This is a genomic window from Nostoc sp. FACHB-190, from assembly GCF_014696905.1.
Lineage (GTDB): Bacteria > Cyanobacteriota > Cyanobacteriia > Cyanobacteriales > Nostocaceae > Nostoc_B.
In genome coordinates this window covers 88,435-107,211 of record NZ_JACJQW010000022.1, presented here as the reverse complement: position 1 = coordinate 107,211, position 18,777 = coordinate 88,435, and the positions used below count along the sequence as shown (strand labels likewise).

The window sequence follows — 18,777 nt, the reverse complement described above, 5'->3', positions numbered from 1 at the left end:
TCCACGGTGATATAACAACGCGACCCCGCGATGCCGTGGACATCAACTATACCCGATAAATAGGAATCAGGAGTCAGAATCTAGAACTCAGGAGTCAGGAGTCAGAATGAATTTATTCTGAATTCTGGATTCTGACTTCTGGATTCTGTTTCAAGATTCCACTGATGATTGACCATAAAATACCGGGGCGATCGCGCTTAATTTTAAATCTGGATGGTCTTCTAGTAACTGATGGCAATTCCATTCATTGCGGAATAGTAACACTGGCCGATCCATACTGTCTTTGACTGTGGTGGTGTTAAATAAACGTCCCACCTTGTTCAAAGCTTCCCAACCACCTTCTACCCAACGGGCGACGCTGTAGGGTAATAAATCGAGAATTGTTTCTACGCCATACTCGTTCTGTAGGCGAAACTGCACCACTTCAAATTGCAACTGACCCACCGCCGCCAAAATTGGTTCGCGTTTAGCTTCATCAGTTGAGTACATAATCTGCACAGCACCTTCTTCGCGCAATTCCGAAATCCCTTTTTGAAATTGCTTAAACTTTGAGGGGTTGGGGTTTCTGAGGGTGGCAAACAGTTCTGGTGAAAAATATGGAATTCCCTCGTATTCCAATTTCTGCCCTGTGTAAATGGTATCGCCGATCGCAAACACGCCGGGATTGTTTAAGCCGATGACATCACCTGGATATGCGACATCAATCGATTCCCGTTCTTGGGCAAAGAGTTTTTGCGGACGCGATAAACGTACGGCTTTGCCTGTGCGGGCGTGATTGACTGTCATATCTTTTTCAAATCTGCCAGTGCAGACCCGGACAAATGCGATGCGATCGCGGTGTTTCGGGTCCATGTTGGCTTGCAATTTGAACACAAAACCCGAAAACTCAGGATATGTGGGCGGAACTTCCCCGACGCTGCTATTGTGAACACCTGGTTTTAAGGCATAGTCGAGAAAAGACTTGAGGAATAACTCTACGCCAAAGTTGGTCATGGCGCTACCAAAGAACACTGGGGTCATTTGGCCTTGATGCACTAATTCCAAATCTAATTCCGGGCCGACTCCCTCTAACAGTTCCAAATCATTTTTCAGTTGGTGGTACAAGTCTTCTTCTAGCAGCTGTTCAATTTTGGCATCACCCAAATCAACAACAGTATCACGGGCTTCTTTGCTACCGTGGGCGCTGCGTTCAAACAAGTGAATTTGTTGTTGCTGACGATCAAAAACACCCTTAAAGCGATCGCCCATCCCAATCGGCCAATTCACAGCATAAGTCTGCAACCCTAGTTCCTGTTCAATTTCATCTAACAGTTCTAAAGGTTCTCTACCCGGACGGTCGAGTTTATTTACAAAGGTGAAAATCGGCAAACCCCGCAATTTACACACTTCAAATAATTTACGGGTTTGCGGTTCCAAACCTTTCGCCGCATCAATTAACATCACCGCATTATCAGCTGCAGCCAGAGTCCGGTAAGTATCTTCGCTAAAATCTTGGTGTCCAGGGGTATCTAATAAATTAATCTGACAGTTTTGGTACTCAAACTGTAAAACCGTCGAAGTAATCGAAATACCCCGTTGCTGTTCCATCGCCATCCAGTCGGAAGTAGCCTTGCGCTGCGCCCGTCGTGCTTTCACCGCACCAGCTTCGTGAATTGCACCTCCGTACAACAGTAGCTTTTCTGTCAGCGTCGTTTTCCCCGCGTCAGGGTGCGAAATAATCGCAAAATTGCGTCGCTGTTCTACGGCTTGATGAAGTTCTGACTGAATTTCAGTTGACATAATTGACCTAAATGTATTGCTTACCCTTGTTACTTTACTTAACTTAATTTTTCTCTACTTTAGTAAGTCTTTTAATCTTAAAACAACGAGGCTCGTGATAGGGTCAAAAAGTGCTGAGTGCTGAGTGCTGAGTGAGAGTAGACAATGTAGAAAGATTGCTCCCTTCCCTTGTCCCCCTTGTCTCCCTTGTCTCCACGCCCCCCTAACCTCTAACCCCTCAAAGGAAAAAAGTATGTACGACCCAGATAAACGCAAGATTTTCTCTGCCTTGTGTCACGCAGCGATTTTCTTCAGTACGCTTTTTATGTCTGTGGGGATACCGATCGCGATGCTATTCATTGCTAATGATCCGGTAGTCCTAGAAAATGCCAAAGAATCTATTAATTTTCACCTGAATGTTTGGATTTATGGAATTATTATTACAGCATTGCTCTGGTTAACTTTTGGTTTGTTATTCCCTCTAGTATTCCTCGGATATGCGCTGCATTGGGGATTAACAATTTGGGCGATCGCCAGTGTGCTTACCAAGCCAGATAAACCCTTCCGCTATCCCTTCATTTTCCGTGTTCTATAACACAGTCAGGGTAATTGCTAATAAAAACTTGAACATTGTTAACAAAGAAATTCGCAAAACTTTCTGCGGTTTAATGTTTTTAGATCAGAATTAAAAATTAATAATCTTTCTGCCCAAACTGTTAGCTAGATGAAGTAGCAACCAAGTTGTAGAATACAAAATTGCCCTACAGCTTCATCAAGAGTAGGGCAAAGGACAGTTAAGCACTGTTTGTAGTCTGTCTGACAGTAGTAGAGTTTTTCTCTACTTTTGTGCCGCTTTGACTTGTGTCCATTACATCGTTTCCTTGACAAAAACTATGTTTCCCATACAACGTCCCCGTCGTTTGCGTAGCCACCCCCAACTGCGTCGGATGGTACGTGAAACCATCCTGACAACCAACGATTTCATTTACCCCCTGTTTGCTGTACCAGGTGAAGGAATTGCCAAGGAAGTTAAATCTATGCCGGGAGTCTACCAATTATCGGTAGACAAAATTGTGGAAGAAGCCAAAGAAGTTTACGACTTAGGCATTCCCGCCATTATTTTATTTGGCATTCCCGAAGATAAAGACGTTGATGCTACTGGTGCTTGGCATGATTGCGGAATTGTCCAAAAAGCTGCCACTGCGGTAAAAACGGCAGTTCCCGACTTGATAGTCATTGTTGATACCTGCTTGTGTGAATACACCAGTCATGGTCATTGCGGTTACTTACAAGTGGGTGATTTAACCGGACGAGTCCTCAACGACCCCACCTTGGAATTGCTCAAGAAAACCGCCGTTTCTCAAGCCAAAGCTGGTGCAGATATTATCGCGCCTTCAGGGATGATGGATGGTTTTGTCCACGCAATTCGGACTGCATTAGATGAAGCTGGTTTCCAAGATACACCCATTTTGTCTTATGCTGCTAAGTATGCTTCGGCTTATTATGGGCCTTTCCGCGATGCGGCTGAGTCCACACCCCAATTTGGCGACAGAAGAACTTATCAAATGGACCCTGGAAATAGTCGGGAAGCCATTAAAGAAATTGAATTAGATATTGCTGAAGGTGCGGATATGCTCATGGTTAAGCCTGCATTGGCTTACATGGATATTATCTGGCGGGTGAAGGAAGCAAGTAACTTACCTGTTGCAGCTTACAACGTTTCCGGTGAATATTCCATGATTAAAGCTGCCGCTTTGAATGGCTGGATAGATGAAGAGCGTGTAGTTATGGAAACTTTAACTGGCTTTAAGCGTGCTGGTGCAGACTTGATTTTAACTTACCATGCCAAAGATGCAGCTAGATGGTTGCGGTAAGTGTCTTTTCTGAGTTATGTAGAAATCTCACGCCAAAATGCAAAGGCGCAAAGTATTTCTTTGTGTTTTGGTGTTTGGGCGTGGGATTATTTTTTGGGTATTTAATCTCCATTCTCAATATAGCGACTTTCACTTGAGCAGAATACAAATTCATCCGCGTTTATCTGCGTCTATCTGCGGTTAATTATTTTTCTTGTACTTCACTGATTCGAGAACCGCTATCTTGTTGTTTACGATTAATTAACCAACCTAAACGACAGCCATTATCTATATATTCTTGCATTTTATTTTGACTTTTCTTTAAACTGTCATTGGGGGATAATATCTCAATCACAAAATCAGGATATAAAGGAATGAATCTTTCTTTTTGTTCTTGAGTCAGTGCATCCCAACGAGATTTTTCTATCCAAGAAACATCATTCTTACAATAACTTGCAGCATCAAGCCTTAACTCAAAAGTCTCAGGAGTATTTGAGCATCATGATTGTCAATATACTCTCAATGGTGATGCGTAAATGCAGCTAGTCATAGATATTAGGACTAATATTTGATTTTTGAAATGTACGTAGGATGTGTTATCGGCGAGAGTACGGCATCTAGCACCAAGTTTTGGATGCGTTACGGCTTACGCCTAACACACCCTACACATACGACTCAAAAGCAATGACTAATTAAAAAACATTAAACTCTATGATAAGAATTCAACAATTGCTGATTTCAGTATCATGAGGATGGTATAAAAAAATTATCAATATACTTTTAAGCAATTACTAATCGCAACCATAGCAAAATCGTTATGAAATTTAATTATCTATTAACACCCGCACTGATTGGCGTTTCAGTTGCTATTGTGCAACCGCAGGCTGTAGCCCTTTCTTCAACGGAAGTTAGCAAAATTGCGAAAGCAATGACGGTGCTGATTGAAAATCAAAATGGTTCTGGTTCTGGGGTAATTGTTCGTCGTGAGGGTGATACTTACACGGTATTAACTGCTAAACACGTCGTCGAAAATCCAGATAAATATGCAGTTATCACGCCTGATGATAGCCGTTATGAGTTAAAGTACGACACGGTGAAAAAGTTACCAGGAATAGATTTAGCTATTGGGCAGTTTACCAGTAGTAAAACTTATCCTGTGGCAAAGTTAGGCAACTCTGATGACATTAGTGAAGGTGCAACATCTTATGTGGCGGGGTTTCCTCAGCCCAGCGCGGCAATTTCTGTCTCAATTTACAATTTTGTGGAAGGGCGCATCACGGCTAATGCTTCTAAAGCCCTGCGGGATGGTTATGCTTTAGTTTACAATAACGACACGCTACCGGGAATGAGTGGCGGCCCAGTGCTGAATGACAAAGGTGAATTAGTGGGGATTCACGGTAGAGGTGACACCGCCGAAAATTATCAAATTTCTGATAAAAATCCCGATGTAATTATCAAAACTGGGTTTAATTTGGGGATTCCAATTAATACTTTTTTGCGAACTTTACCAAAAGCTGAGGTGGGTGCTGTCAGTCAGCCTACGCCCACCGCACCAAAGGCAGATGATTTTTATATTCAGGGCGGAGATAAGTATAAAAAAGGTGATTATCCAGGAGCGATAGAAGCTTACAATCAAGCTATTCGCCTGAATCCTCAGTATTCTTATGCTTACAATGATCGGGGAAATGCCCGTTATTATTTGGGTGATAAACAAGGCGCTCTGAAAGATTACAACCAAGCTTTAAAAATTAATCCTGAATATGCTTTTGCTTATTACAATCGTGGCAATATTCTGTATGATTTTGATGATAAGCGGGGGGCGCTGGCTGATTATAACCAAGCGTTGAAACTGAATCCTAATTATTCTTCTGCTTACAATAATCGCGGTAATGCCTACTATGCTTTGGGAGATAAGCAAAAGGCGTTGGCTGATTATAATCAAGCCATTAAAGTTGACCCAGGGAATGCGGAAGCTTATTACAATCGTGGGAATACTCGCGCGAGTTTAGGTGATAAGCAAGGGGCAATAACTGATTACAATCAAGCGATTAAAATTAACCCTAACTATGTTTTTGCCTACAATAACCGTGGTAATACTCGCTATGATTTAGGTGATTATCAAGGCGCGATCGCAGATTATTCCCAAGCTGTGAAAATCAACCCGAATCATTCTTCAGCTTACAACGGTAGGGGCAATTCTCGTTATTATTTAGGTGATAAGCAAGGGGCAATTACTGATTACACTTTAGCTTTAAAAGCTAGTCCGAATAATGCCGAAGCTTATTATAATCGGGGAAATGCTCGCTCTGATTTGAAAGATTTACCAGCAGCGATCGCAGATTATAACCAAGCAATTAAACTCAATGCTAATTATTCGTCTGCTTACAACGGCAGAGGTAACGCCTTTTATTATTTAGGTGAAAAGCAAAAGGCACTTGCAGATTATAGCCAAGCCATCAAAATCGATACCAATAATTCCGAAGCTTATTATAATCGCGGCAATGTTTATTTTGATTTAGGCAATAAGCAAGGCGCGATCGCAGACTATACCCAAGCAATTAAAATTAATCCCAATTATGCCTACGCCTACAATAATCGTGGTAATGCTAAGTATGATATTAATGATTTGCAGGGAGCTTTGACCGATTACAATCAAGCCTTGAAAATTATCCCGAATTATACCTTTGCTTACTACAATCGCGGCAATGTTTACAGAAACTTGGGAGACTTAGAAGGTGCGATCGCTGATTATAGTAGAGCGATTAATATTGATGCTAACTATGCCCAAGCTTACCATAACCGGGGTTTGGCTCGGTATGATTTAGGCGAAATACCAGCAAGTATCACTGATTTGGAAACGGCAGCGAATTTGTATAAAATGCAAGGAAACACAGCCGCTTATCAGCAAGTATTAGAACTAATTAGAAAAAATCAGCGTTAGCAAGGAAATAACAATGAGCATAGATCAAATGGCGCACTATCAGCGTAAACTTGCGTATGAGATGGATTCATGGGATCTATACGTTGCCCTCAACAAAGGACAGACGATAACCGTTGTTGATGGCCGTTCAGCAGATGCTTTTGCTGAAGAACATATTCCAGGCGCGTTGAACCTACCACACAAAGAAATCTGTTTCAATTCAACTGAGATGCTGGATAAGTCAAGACTTTATGTTTGCTATTGCGACGGTATTGGCTGTAACGCTTCGACTAAAACAGCACTCAAATTATTGACTTTGGGTTTTGAAGTCCGGGAACTGATTGGTGGCCTTGATTGGTGGAAACGTGATGGCTACGCTACTGAAGGTAAGAAAGCCCAGCTTGGTACGACGATAAATTGTGGCTGCTAATACCAATTCGTAATTCGCAATTCGCAATTAAGAAATCTAGCTCCAGTCAGACTTTCCTGATTTCTATCTGTCGCATTCTTTTCTGAAATTTGTATAAGTCAGTCGCAAGTTGATAGGGGCTAGAGAAATGGGCATCTTTGATTGCTGTGAGCTACATCTGTCAGGAGTAGAAAGTGGGGAAGGGAACAAGGGGGAAATGATTGTAATTTCTCCTCTTCACCCTGCACCCTTGCACCCTATCCCCTTCACAAACAGCCATCTGATGCCAGAATAAACTAAAGAATTGTGGTGAAGTCACTCTCATGCAATCAGCAAACAAACTACCACGATGGTTAAGTTATGGCTTGGCGTTTCCGCTAGTCATTCTCAACGGTTGGTTATTAATCCAGGTTGTCAAGTATTTTCAACCCTTGGTGAGTGTAGTTGCGATCGCTATATTGTTAGCATTTGTCTTAAACTACCCCATCCAGTTCTTTCAAAAACGCGGTGTACCCCGTTACTTGGCAATTGTCGGAGTTTTGCTGTCAGCCGTAGTGATTCTGGGAGGTGTTGGTATCACCTTAGTACCAGTAATTCTGCAACAGCTTAACGAACTAGCGAATATTCTGCCCTCATGGATAGATTCTAGTTTAGAACAATTAGACGCTTTTCAAAGTTGGGCAGCTACCCAACAAATTCCCATTAATTTGCGGGGTTTAGCCTTACAACTGTTAGAAAGATTATCCAATCAATTTCAATCATTCACCGGGAAAATCCTGGGTTTTGCCTTTGATACTATCGGAGTTGTACTTAATATCTTAATTGCCGCAGTTTTGACTATTTATTTAATCTTAAATGGTCAAAAACTCTGGGATGGAATTTATCAATGGTTTCCTGAACATATCGGCACTAAAGTTAGACAATTGCTGCGAGAAGATTTTCAAAATTATTTTATCGGTCAGGCAACATTAGGGGCAGTGTTGGCTGTATTGGTGACATTAGCATTTGTCCTCCTCCGCATTCCCCTGGCTTTGTTGTTTGGGATTGCTATCGGCTTTTTCTCACTATTTCCCTTTGGTACAGGGATAGGAATTGGATTAGTTAGCTTATTAGTAGCTTTAGAAAACTTTTGGTTAGGTGTGGAAGTGTTAGGTGTCGCCGTCGCCCTTGACCAAATTAATTCTAATATTGTCGCACCTAGAATTTTAGGTAATTTAACTGGTTTAAATCCTGTGTGGGTAGTGATTTCCTTACTTATAGGTGCAAAATTAGGCGGCGTTTTAGGTTTGTTAATTGCGATTCCGCTTGCTAGTTTTATTAAAGATATTGCCGATAGTTGGCGAGCCGGAGAATTGAGTCAACAAATTGTTACTAATGAAGATGGTGTAAAAACTTCAGCAATGGAAGTAAATCAAGAAAATTACATCAGCAAGATTTAATTAAAACTTACCTTGATAGTTCAGATACCCGATTTATTCAAAAAGTCGGGTATTTTTGAATTTATACCATAATAGTTTCTTAACTTTTAGATAACTCAATATTTACTTATAGGCTAGAGGGAATATGCTAAATTTCTGCCGATATGTACTAGTTTAATTGATTTTTCTACAAACCTCGGCAAAACAACTGAATTTTATGGAATCTAATCAACCATTAAAGATAAATCGTCGCCAATTTTTAGTCCGTTCAGCAGTAACAGCAGGCGGAATTATTGGGACAAATATTGTTGCTAAATCACCTGTTTTTGGTCAAGCACCTGCTATTATTACTGCGGAAAAAATGCGTCCTGGCATACCTTTTGGTATAGCAAGTGGTGACATTAGCGAAAATAACGTGGTGATTTGGAGTCGGAGCGATCGCCCCGCCAGAATGATTGTAGAATATTCCACTAGCGAATCATTTCGCAATGTGCGGCGCATCCCTGGGCCTGTGGCTTTAGAAACTAGCGACTTTACCGCCCGACTTAACTTAAGAAACTTACCCCAAAATCAACAGATATTTTATCGGGTAATTTTTCAAGATTTAAACTATCGCAATGTTTTCAGCGCCCCAGTTAGCGGTTTTTTCCGCACACCTCCTAAATCTGGGCGAGATATCTGCTTTGTTTGGGGAGGCGACACCGCAGGTCAAGGATGGGGGATAAATCCTGACTTTGGTGGGATGAGAATTTATGAAACCATGCGCCAACTCCAGCCAGACTTTTTCATTCATTCTGGCGATAACATCTATGCTGATGGCCCAATTCAATCTCAAGTAACCCTGGATAATGGCACAATTTGGCGCAACATCACCACACCAGAAAAATCGAAAGTTGCTGAAACTTTAACAGAGTTTCGTGGTAACTATCAATACAACTTGATGGATGAAAATATCAAGCGATTCAATGCCGAAGTGCCACTTTTAGCACAGTGGGACGACCACGAAGTAACGAATAACTGGTATCCTGGCGAAATCCTCAGTAATGTAGGCAGTGATGCTCGCTACACAGTCAAAGATGTTAACTTGTTGGCTCAACGGGCAAGACAAGCATTTTTGGAATATATGCCGATTGAGTATTACGATAATCCAGAAAGAACCAGAATTTACCGTTCCTTTGAGTATGGGTCATTGCTCGATATTTTTATGCTGGATGAACGCACCTATCGAGGGCCAAATTCTCCCAATAATCAGCCAGAACAAAGTCCAGCAACAGATTTTTTAAGCAGAAGACAAGTGCAGTGGCTAAAACGACAATTACTTTCATCCAAAGCCACTTGGAAAGTTATTGCCAGTGATATGCCTTTAGGGCTGATAGTGAGAGATGGTGCGACTGATTTTGAAGCTTGGGCGAATGGCGACGGCCCCGCTTTAGGCAGAGAATTAGAACTAGCAGATTTACTGCGGTTTATCAAAAACAGAAATATTCAGAATGTGGTGTGGTTTACGGCGGATGTTCATTACGCCGCAGCCCACTACTACGACCCCAATAAAGCCCAGTTTCAAGACTTTAAACCTTTCTGGGAGTTTGTCGCCGGGCCACTGAATGCAGGTACATTTGGGCCTAATCAATTAGAAAATACCTTCGGCCCACAGTTAGTATTTCAAAGCTTACCTGCGGGTACAAGAGCAAATCGACCCCCAAGCGAAGGGTTGCAATTCTTCGGCGCAGTCAAAATTAATGCCTCTACCAAAGTGATGACAGTATCTTTGCGGAATTTGGCTGGCGAAGTTGTTTACAGTGTAGATTTACCACCAGAGCAATATTAACTTTAGGGTGGGCAAACTTGCCCACCCATATTTTAAAATTGACATCAAGCCAATCAAACTTTCTTTTACCAAAAAGTCTCAATGGTACAGACCCCATCTAAACCCATGACTTTGGCGGAGTTTCTCAAGCTACCAGAAACTGAACCTGCTAGTGAATATATTGATGGGCAAATTATTCAAAAACCAATGCCACAAGGTAAGCACAGTACAATTCAAACCGAGTTCTCTACTAATGTCAACGTAGTTCTTAAACCTCGAAAGATTGCACGAGCCTTTTCAGAATTGCGTTGTACATTTGGTGGGCGCTCAATAGTACCAGATGTTTCTGTGTTTACTTGGGAGAGAATTCCCCGCGACGAAAAAGGCGAAATTGCAAATACCTTTTTAATAGTTCCTGACTGGACAATTGAGATTTTGTCACCTGATCAAAACCAAACAAAAGTCACCAAAAATATTTTACATTGCCTCAACTTTGGCACTCAAATGGGTTGGTTAATTGACCCCGGTGAGCAAACTGTCTTTGTTTATCTACCCAAGCAACAACCAGAGGTTTTTGACCTAGCAGAACAAAAACTTCCAGTTCCGTCTTTTGCTAATGAGCTAAATCTGCATCTAGGAACTTTGTTTGACTGGTTATTAGAATAACGAGTATTGTGATGTTTTGAGTGAAAATCCTCTTTATTATCTCAGGACTTACGCACAGTCCACGAAAATACGTAGACGCGATAGCGGCTTGCCGCAGGCTACCACAGAGACACAGAGAAATGAGAGTTTTAGAGGTTTTTGCGTCAGTCTTATATCTGTGTTAAAAAACAACCATAATACACAAATTAATATAAATTTAGCCGAAACAAACATGGTAAAAATAACAAACATCGAAATTAAAACTTCAAAAATCAAAATATCTAATGGTGAGTTAAAAATTGATGCTTATTTAGCTGAACCAGCACAAGCAGGAGTCTTTGGTGCTGTTATAGTTTTTCCCGAAATTTTTGGAGTTAATGGTAATATTCGGGATATTACCGAACTCATAGCAACGCAAGGATATGTAGCAGTAGCACCTGCAATGTATCAAAGAATTGCTCCGGGTTTTGAGGTTGACTATGGCCCTAATGATATTGGATATAGCCCAGAAGCTTATCAGCTTGGTTTACAATACTATCAACAAGTAAAGTATCAAGAAATTTTCAGCGATATTCAAGCCACGATCGCCTATCTTAAAACTTTACCCAATGTTAACGGAAGCAAAATTGGTGCTATTGGTTTTTGCTTTGGCGGTCATGTTGCTTATATGGCTGCAACTTTACCCGATATCAAAGCTACGGCTTCATTTTATGGTGGTGGGATTACCACTTCTAGTTATGGCGAAGAAACTCCCACTATTAATCGCACCTCCTCAATTAAAGGTACTATTTATACATTTTTTGGTAACAGAGATACCCTCATTTCCCAAACAGAAAACGAGCAAATTGAGGCAGAACTAAAAAAACATCAAATAAATCATCGTGTATTTCGATACGATGCAGGACATGGATTTTTCCACGGATTCTTTAAAGATAAGTACCCATTAATCGAACAGCACCCCAGTTACAATCCCGAAGCGGCTCCTCATGCTTGGCAACGTGTTTTAGAACTGTTTCAAAATCATTTAAACTGAGTTTTATGCTAGGCGATCGCATCTCATCAATATTTTAGTCTTGCCGCATCACTATTAAAAATTCCCTGCTTTGTGAATGTTGGTTAGGTTGTTACTTAGGGAAGTATAAGTATAAGGTAATGCTTTAGCTGCATATTTTATGCGTAAATAAGGCCCAACCAACCACTCATCACAATCAGGAGTATCTAATGCCGATTCCATTTATCCTTGGTGCAATTGCTCTAGGAACAGCTGCTTATGGAGCTATCAAAGGCACTGAAGGTGTCAGCAATATCAAAGAAGCAAATGATATTGGGAGTCGTTCTCAAAAGCGTCATGAGTCTAGTGTTACTCAACTAAAAGCAGACTGGGAAGCTACTCATAAATTAGCAGAAGAGTATGGTCAATTTCAGATGAATGTCAAAATACACACAATAGGCCGATTTGTAGCTTTTATTGAGCAACTTGGTCAACGTTCCTCTCAGGATATGCAGTTTTTAGAAGGGTTGGATGGAATATCAGTTCAGCAGATACAGCAGTATAAAGCTGACGCTATGGAAGCTGAACATTTTTTTAAAGGTGGTGTTAAGGCAGTCATCGCAGGAGCGGCGGCTGGTCAAGCTGCAACAAGTCTTGCTACATCTGTAGGAGTAGCAAGTACGGGAGCAGCCATTTCAGGGCTAAGTGGTGCAGCTGCTTGGAATGCGACTTTGGCGTGGCTTGGTGGTGGAGCATTAACAGCAGGTGGGGGTGGTATGTTTGTTGGGACTTTTGTACTAGGGGGAATTACAGTTGGGCCTGCCTTAGCAGTTACTGGCTTTGTACTTGCTGGTAAAGGTGAGGAGGCTTTAACAAAGGCTCGTGAGTATGAGGCTAAAGTTAACATTGAAATTGCCAAACTTGAAGCAGCTAGAGATTTTTTGGTACAAGTTAGACGACGAATGACTGAGTTAAGCAACTTGGTGGAAAATTTGAATAATCGCGCGATATTCAATCTAGAAGAGTTGGAATCTCTACCTTTTGAGCGCAATAGAGATGCTAGTAAGTTCCAACAGGTAGGGCTTTTAGTGAAAGCACTAGCAGAAATTATGAAAACTCCTGTTTTAGATAGCGAAGGGCAGCTAAATCCTGTTACTGCAACTATCCAAGCTAAATATCGTACTCTTGGAGGCAATTAGAAATGTCAGTAAAGAAAGTTACTACAGCAGTAGTCAAGGAATTTATAAATCCTGCTGAATGCTTACAACAAATGATGTCAGCTTACACGGATTACTTGACAATTGCTGAACAAGAAAAAACAAAGCGTAGAGAAATTGATGCTTGGGAAAAAGAAACAATTACCAAAATTAATGCCCAGCGAGACTTGCTTATGGCGTATTTGGAACGATCTTTTGATGAACGGGCAGAAAATTTTCGCTCTTTATTTGCTGTCGTTGATGGCGCGATCGCATCAGGTAACAATGAACAGTTAGCCCTTGCTTTAAATTCAATCACAGAGATAGCTAAATCTAGTCCATTTAAAGACTTAGCAAATTTAGCTTCCGTCCGTGCTGCACTTAATGACCCTAACCACGAATGGACATTTTAATTTTGCAGCTAAAGTAATTAGAGCTTACATACTATAGCTTTTGTAGAGATGCGACTCATCGTATCTCTATATTTTTATACTTATTTTTTGATGCGCTCAAGTTCTTCGCGCAAAACTCGCCGTAATGTTTCTTCTAAAGGTTCACGGCGCTGCTGAATGTATTCACGCAAAGCATCGTTGATTAAACTTTGATAATTTCCGCCACCTGCTAGGTGAACTTGTTCACGAAACCAAGTTAATATTTCATCATCTAAGCGAATTGTAATTCGAGTTTTACCTGGTGGTGTCGGCTCAATTGCGCCTCGTTTACCTTGACTAAAATCGTACTCAGTTTCCATTCTTTGCTTCCAATGTTGGATAAGCTTTGTGTGCTTCTGCATAAATCTTTAATGCCGCAGCCATCTGTTGTTGTGAGGTTTCCCCCTGTGATTGAAACCAAGCAAAAGTTTCAGGATCTATCTGAACTGTAATTTTTACATTTGAGTTAGGCATTCGTAATTGTGCTTTGGCAAAGAACTCATCTGACAAGGCTGGAATGTCTGAAGTGTCAATATCTTTGTCACTCATAGCATTGATTCTATCCCAATCAGTTCTTGAGGTATTGTTCATAGCGTTTTCTTGTAAAACTCATCCAATTAAACTCATTTATCTGCGTGCATCCGCGTGCATCGGCGGTTAATTTATCCCTCAAAAATCCTCATCATCCACGAAAAACTCCGCATCCTCTTCCAAGCGATTTTCCCCCGAACCAGCCAACCCCCACAGAGGTTGCAGCACAGCTACCCCAATTACGCCGATCGCAGCACTAAAAGCCAGAACTAAACCCACTGGTATTTGAATTGATTGAAAACTTAAAAACTTTAACGATACTGGCGTGGCATTTTGGACTGAAAGAATTGCGATCGCCACTATCCAAACAGCTACAACAACAGATATTAACAAATTAGAAATTGTCTTCATAAAAAATTACAAATCAAAACAAATGAACACAGACATTGATAAATCTTTATCTGTGTTCATCTGCGGTGGAAACTCTTATCCTAATTTAGCAATCGCACTCTCCATTACTTGCGCGATTTGGGAGAGTTTTTCGGGGCTGTTGGTTTCCATATAAACGCGCACCAGTGGTTCTGTTCCCGAAGGACGCAGTAACACCCAGCTACCTTCTTCTAGGTAAAGTTTAATGCCATCTTTCCGCCCGACTTCTTTGACTTTAATTCCCGCCACTTCTGAAGGGGGATTGTGGGTGTAGGAGTCGATAACGGCGGTTTTGTGGGCTTCGGTGAGGTGTAAGTCCAAACGATTGTTATACAAGGGGCCGTCAGCTTCCGCGATCGCTTCTTTGACAAGTTGACTCAGGGGTTTACCTTCGTAGGCGATCGCTTCGGCAACTAGCATATCTGCCAAAACACCATCTTTTTCGGGAATATGACCAATGACGCTTAAACCACCTGATTCTTCACCGCCAATCAAAACGGTGGTTTCCCGCATTTTTTCACCGATGTATTTGAAACCTACGGCTGTCTCATAAATTGGCAAACCATATTTAGCCGCCAAATTATCTAATAGGTGAGTTGTGGCGACAGTGCGGACAATTGCGCCGCTTTTGCCTTTATTTTTAATTAAATGCCTTGCTAACACCAACAACACCGTGTTAGGGGTGAGAACATTACCTTGTTCATCAACGATACCAAAGCGATCGCTATCGCCATCTGTTGCCAAACCTAAATCAGCGTGGTCGCGGCGTACAGCTTCTACTAACTCTTCTAGTTGTTCGCCTTTGGGTTCTGGCATTCCACCGCCAAATAATACATCTCGCCAAGTGTGGAAACTTTCTAATTCCACGCCACTTTGTTGCAAAACTTCATCTAAATAACCGCGAGATGTCGAATAAAGCGCATCATATTTAACTTTTAAATGGGCGCTTTTGATGCGTTCTACATCCAACAATGTGTAGATAAATTGCAAATAATCGGGTTTGGGGTCAAAAATAGAAATTGACCCGCTAGGGTTGTTACTAGGCAGATCATCCGCAGCACTTTCAATATTTGCCACAATAGTATCAGTGATTTCTGGAGTGGCAGGCCCGGCATAATCGGGGATATATTTAATTCCACAATATGGTGCAGGGTTATGGCTTGCTGTAAACATTAACGCCCCCGCCGAATTTAAGTGACGGGCGTTATAAGCAATTACTGGTGTGGGGCAATCTCGATCAGTAATTTTCACAGTCCAACCCAAATCTGCTAGGACTTGGGCGGCTGTGCGGGCAAACTGATCAGCTAAAAACCGCGTATCGTAAGCAATGAGAACTGGTCTATCTTTTGTGTAGGCTGTTTCGAGGTAACTTGCGATCGCTCTAGTGACTTTCCGCACATTGGGGAAAGTAAAATCATCAGCAATAATCCCTCGCCAACCATCAGTACCAAACTTGATTTTGCTGGAATTGCTAGTAACGCTCATTGTTGCCAATTTCTCCCGTCCATCTTCAGTAGTCTATTACGAAGCTTCCCGCAAAGCGTGCCTAGCCGCAAGTATCAAAAGAAGTTATGAGCAGCCAATTATGCTCAAATTTCTGCCCATTGTATTTTTTCTCACTGCTTGTTAGCGATGTCAACCCCCGACCGACCTTTTGTCAGTTATCACCTTTGGTCTTTAATTGCCCCAGCAATAGGACAAGAACGCTGGCATTGTCAGATGCGACGTGGGTTTATTAAAGCACGTCAACATGAACCCCAAGTTAAAGCACTGTTAACAAAGGCTACGGCACCGCAGCGGATTGGTATACTCGCCCAAAAAGGCGTTTATGAGTTTCATCATAATCGACATTTGTTAAATAAAGCAGACGGTGTAGAAAAAGTTGCACAGTTGTTAAAACTCAACAATACTAGCTCGCAAGTGCAGCAGCGAGTTCTACAAATTTTGAAAAAGTATCAAAATGCACCTCTATTGAGAGGCAAAAATATTCTGCAATTAACTTCAGGTGATGAAGGTTTTCCCAAGCCGATTTTGATTGAACAAGGCGACTATTGTTTTCGCTTATATGCAGCTATGGACTGCATTTTTATTGATGGCGATCGCACTTTACATATTTTAGATTTCAAAACAGGTAAATCCGCTTTTGACCAACGACAAGCATTAGTTTATTTATTAGCGGTGCGTTATCTTTATCCTGGTAGACAAGCAGTCGCATCATTTTATAATTTGGAACTCGGTAAAAAATCCGATTTAATTAAAATCACAAACCATGAATTTGAAAATTTAAAATCTGAGTTAGCGATAATTGCTCATCAACATCAAGCTGATTTACATAAATATCACGAAAAAAACAGTAACTTCAGTAAAATCTTCCCTCCAAATCCTGGACAACACTGCCGATTTTGTCCCTTTAATTCAATTTGTGAATTTGCCGCCGTCAGTGCTTATTCTGATGTAGTAGTGCCGATTTGAGGCTAGGGGCTAGAGAATTAAATAGTTAACAAACATATCTCTACCTTGTCTACCTTGTCTACCTTGTCTACCTTGTCTACCTTGTCTCCCTTGTCTCCCTTGCCGAGATCAACCAATCTCTTTAAAATAAGATATATCAATATTGCCAAAATAAATAACCACAGCAATATTAACTTGTTCTAAAATCTTGACAAGCCACTTAATATCACTAGTATTTGCAGACTCATAGTGTTGAAATAAAATTGTTAATCGCTTTTCTAAATAAGGTTTGACTTTAGGACAAATCAAGACTATTTTCAATAATAATTCCGTTGTGATTAATGTACCTTGATTAGTAATCAAGTCAATCAAATTAAAATGTTGAATTGATAAATGACTTTCTACAATTAAAAAATTCAATAGCTGACTACAAATTCTCATAATTAAGAACTCATCAGGTTTTTGAGCATTAGCTTGTGGCAATGTATTTTTTAATTGTGTATGTAGCTTTTGCTGCCATTGGCGTTTTCCCGAACCGCCAGTAATTGAAGATATGAGATATTCATACAAATTATCTTTAAAATCACTTATAGAATTTACCTTTTGATTAGACTGTAAAAATTTTTGGGCTAACTCTTGGTATGTATAGTTACCTTCGACCTTACCAATCCAATGTTGCAGTGCTGTATGCAGATCGCGATCGCTCAATAATGTAGGATTATTCACAGGCCGTAAAATTCTCTCTGCTTCCTCTACAGAGGCTTTTTTGAGTATTTGATTGCGACGCACTTGATAAGTGACATATTTCGATAAATCAACTTCAAATTGCTTTTGTGCCTGCGCTTGGATTTGCTTAACGCGCCACTGATGTTCAAAGGTAGAATCATCACTAATCAAACAATGTTCATATAAATATGAGTAGCGCCCAATTAAAGAGATTAAAGCTTGAGGTTCAGGAGGCGTATTTTCCTCAATTGTTCTCGTCATCACTTCTACAAATCGCCGCAAAGTTAAATACTGTTCGCTGACGATAAACATTTGAATTAATTCCCGCAACTTCCTAATGTTGCGATAACGAAAACTTGTGGTTCTTGACCTCGTAGGTTCAGTAGCTAATAATTTGATTAATTCAGGAATTGCATAGTGCAGTTGCGGCTGCATGTGCCAGCGATTAATTAAAATATGGCAGCAACGATTAATAAAAAATTTAAACTCATGTACAGCAGTTTTAGATGCTGTAATTTTATCTAAGATTAATAATATTTCTGGTTCAGGATAATCTGCACCTTCAACAAATAAGGCACGACAACGTTCTAGCATTTCATTTGGCGATTTAACTTGTACCAAATGCAATAAATGTTGGTATATTTGTTTTTCTTCAGCATTTGACTGCGAATTATGTGTCAAATATGAAGGTACATAAGATTGTTGACTGGTGGCGACAAGATTACTACCAGCACCCTGCTGTTTGGGAATTTTTTGAGACTTGCGATTTATCCAATCATTCACTGGATTATTACCATTTTAAATTGGGTTGATAAATGCTATGGAATAAAGATTTTATTTGAAAAAACTCAATAAGGCTAGTACGACAAGGTAAAAGTAAAAAGGCTAAAGGAAAAAGTCAAAAGGAAAAAGAAATAATAGTGATAACACAAGCCTTTTAGCAATTCCTTATGGTCTGTTTATTTAAGCCGACCTGTACTAGTTTTTATATTTACCAATATCTTTAGGGAACTTCAGGAAAGTAAATCTCAATCTTATGATTGCTTTACGACTTCCGCCTTCCGACAACTGGCGGCTGAACTACATATATACAGGAAGACTATCCTAATTATTAATAGCTGTCTTGAGGGTGTATACGGTTTCTGCTATGTGGTTTGACTACAGAACCATATCCTTACTGTTACTGGGAAATATTGGTTTATTTAAGAATTG

Annotated in this window: 18 protein-coding genes and 1 pseudogene; 11 read left to right on the top strand and 8 right to left on the bottom strand. The window is 40.6% G+C overall.

Annotated elements, in window-relative coordinates:
* Positions 1–150 precede the first annotated feature (150 nt).
* On the bottom strand, positions 151–1,779 hold the full coding sequence (gene prfC / locus H6G28_RS22170; RefSeq protein WP_190591814.1) for a peptide chain release factor 3: 1,629 nt from the start codon (positions 1,777–1,779) through the stop codon (positions 151–153).
* 232 nt (positions 1,780–2,011) lie between these two features.
* Between prfC and H6G28_RS22165 the strand changes: the two genes are divergently transcribed.
* Positions 2,012–2,353, top strand: a complete 342-nt coding sequence (locus H6G28_RS22165) for a DUF4870 domain-containing protein (RefSeq protein WP_190591815.1) — start codon at positions 2,012–2,014, stop codon at positions 2,351–2,353.
* Positions 2,354–2,651: 298 nt separating this feature from the next.
* Positions 2,652–3,632 carry a porphobilinogen synthase gene (gene hemB / locus H6G28_RS22160; protein WP_190674213.1) on the top strand — a complete coding sequence of 327 codons (981 nt, stop codon included), beginning with the start codon at positions 2,652–2,654 and terminating at the stop codon, positions 3,630–3,632.
* 220 nt (positions 3,633–3,852) lie between these two features.
* Here the strand turns inward: hemB and H6G28_RS22155 are convergent.
* Positions 3,853–4,074, bottom strand: a pseudogene (locus H6G28_RS22155) (Uma2 family endonuclease); the annotation flags it as partial.
* A gap of 354 nt (positions 4,075–4,428) precedes the next feature.
* On the opposite strand from H6G28_RS22155, the gene H6G28_RS22150 reads away from it, so the two are divergent.
* From H6G28_RS22150 to H6G28_RS22125, 6 genes are all read left to right on the top strand, one after another.
* Entirely contained in the window at positions 4,429–6,552 is a 2,124-nt protein-coding gene (locus H6G28_RS22150; RefSeq protein ID WP_190674211.1) for a serine protease, read from the top strand.
* 13 nt (positions 6,553–6,565) lie between these two features.
* Complete coding sequence (locus tag H6G28_RS22145; protein ID WP_190591818.1) at positions 6,566–6,961, top strand: rhodanese-like domain-containing protein; 396 nt, start codon at positions 6,566–6,568, stop codon at positions 6,959–6,961.
* A gap of 302 nt (positions 6,962–7,263) precedes the next feature.
* On the top strand, positions 7,264–8,379 hold the full coding sequence (locus tag H6G28_RS22140; protein ID WP_190591819.1) for an AI-2E family transporter: 1,116 nt from the start codon (positions 7,264–7,266) through the stop codon (positions 8,377–8,379).
* A gap of 196 nt (positions 8,380–8,575) precedes the next feature.
* A complete protein-coding gene (locus tag H6G28_RS22135; RefSeq protein WP_190674208.1) occupies positions 8,576–10,186 on the top strand; it encodes an alkaline phosphatase D family protein in 1,611 nt (536 codons plus the stop codon).
* Positions 10,187–10,267: 81 nt separating this feature from the next.
* Positions 10,268–10,831, top strand: a complete 564-nt coding sequence (locus H6G28_RS22130; RefSeq protein WP_190591821.1) for a Uma2 family endonuclease — start codon at positions 10,268–10,270, stop codon at positions 10,829–10,831.
* Between the two features lie 157 nt (positions 10,832–10,988).
* Entirely contained in the window at positions 10,989–11,843 is an 855-nt protein-coding gene (locus H6G28_RS22125) for a dienelactone hydrolase family protein (RefSeq protein WP_190674205.1), read from the top strand.
* 54 nt (positions 11,844–11,897) lie between these two features.
* Here H6G28_RS22125 and H6G28_RS22120 read toward each other — a convergent pair whose 3' ends face one another.
* Positions 11,898–12,044, bottom strand: coding sequence for a hypothetical protein (locus H6G28_RS22120; RefSeq protein ID WP_190674202.1), 147 nt, complete (start codon positions 12,042–12,044; stop codon positions 11,898–11,900).
* Between H6G28_RS22120 and H6G28_RS22115 the strand changes: the two genes are divergently transcribed.
* Both H6G28_RS22115 and H6G28_RS22110 read left to right on the top strand, forming a co-directional pair.
* Positions 12,032–13,000, top strand: a complete 969-nt coding sequence (locus tag H6G28_RS22115; protein WP_190674200.1) for a hypothetical protein — start codon at positions 12,032–12,034, stop codon at positions 12,998–13,000. The genes H6G28_RS22120 and H6G28_RS22115 overlap by 13 nt on opposite strands.
* Positions 13,001–13,002: 2 nt before the next feature.
* Positions 13,003–13,410, top strand: a complete 408-nt coding sequence (locus H6G28_RS22110; RefSeq protein WP_190674198.1) for a hypothetical protein — start codon at positions 13,003–13,005, stop codon at positions 13,408–13,410.
* An 80-nt stretch (positions 13,411–13,490) separates the two neighbouring features.
* Here H6G28_RS22110 and H6G28_RS22105 read toward each other — a convergent pair whose 3' ends face one another.
* The 4 genes from H6G28_RS22105 to H6G28_RS22090 all read right to left on the bottom strand — a co-directional run bounded on the left by H6G28_RS22105 (position 13,491) and on the right by H6G28_RS22090 (position 15,873).
* Positions 13,491–13,748, bottom strand: coding sequence for a BrnA antitoxin family protein (locus H6G28_RS22105; protein ID WP_190674195.1), 258 nt, complete (start codon positions 13,746–13,748; stop codon positions 13,491–13,493).
* Positions 13,738–13,977, bottom strand: coding sequence for a BrnA antitoxin family protein (locus tag H6G28_RS22100; RefSeq protein WP_242054629.1), 240 nt, complete (start codon positions 13,975–13,977; stop codon positions 13,738–13,740). The genes H6G28_RS22105 and H6G28_RS22100 overlap by 11 nt, the downstream gene beginning before the upstream one ends.
* A 120-nt stretch (positions 13,978–14,097) precedes the next feature.
* Complete coding sequence (locus H6G28_RS22095; RefSeq protein WP_190591825.1) at positions 14,098–14,370, bottom strand: LapA family protein; 273 nt, start codon at positions 14,368–14,370, stop codon at positions 14,098–14,100.
* A 75-nt stretch (positions 14,371–14,445) separates the two neighbouring features.
* Positions 14,446–15,873 carry a phosphoglucomutase/phosphomannomutase family protein gene (locus H6G28_RS22090; protein WP_190674192.1) on the bottom strand — a complete coding sequence of 476 codons (1,428 nt, stop codon included), beginning with the start codon at positions 15,871–15,873 and terminating at the stop codon, positions 14,446–14,448.
* A 147-nt stretch (positions 15,874–16,020) separates the two neighbouring features.
* Here H6G28_RS22090 and H6G28_RS22085 point away from each other — a divergent pair, with 147 nt between their 5' ends.
* Positions 16,021–16,860 carry a PD-(D/E)XK nuclease family protein gene (locus H6G28_RS22085; protein ID WP_190591827.1) on the top strand — a complete coding sequence of 280 codons (840 nt, stop codon included), beginning with the start codon at positions 16,021–16,023 and terminating at the stop codon, positions 16,858–16,860.
* A gap of 108 nt (positions 16,861–16,968) precedes the next feature.
* Here H6G28_RS22085 and H6G28_RS22080 read toward each other — a convergent pair whose 3' ends face one another.
* Complete coding sequence (locus tag H6G28_RS22080; protein WP_313949967.1) at positions 16,969–18,348, bottom strand: Sll1247 family protein; 1,380 nt, start codon at positions 18,346–18,348, stop codon at positions 16,969–16,971.
* Positions 18,349–18,777: the final 429 nt, after the last annotated feature.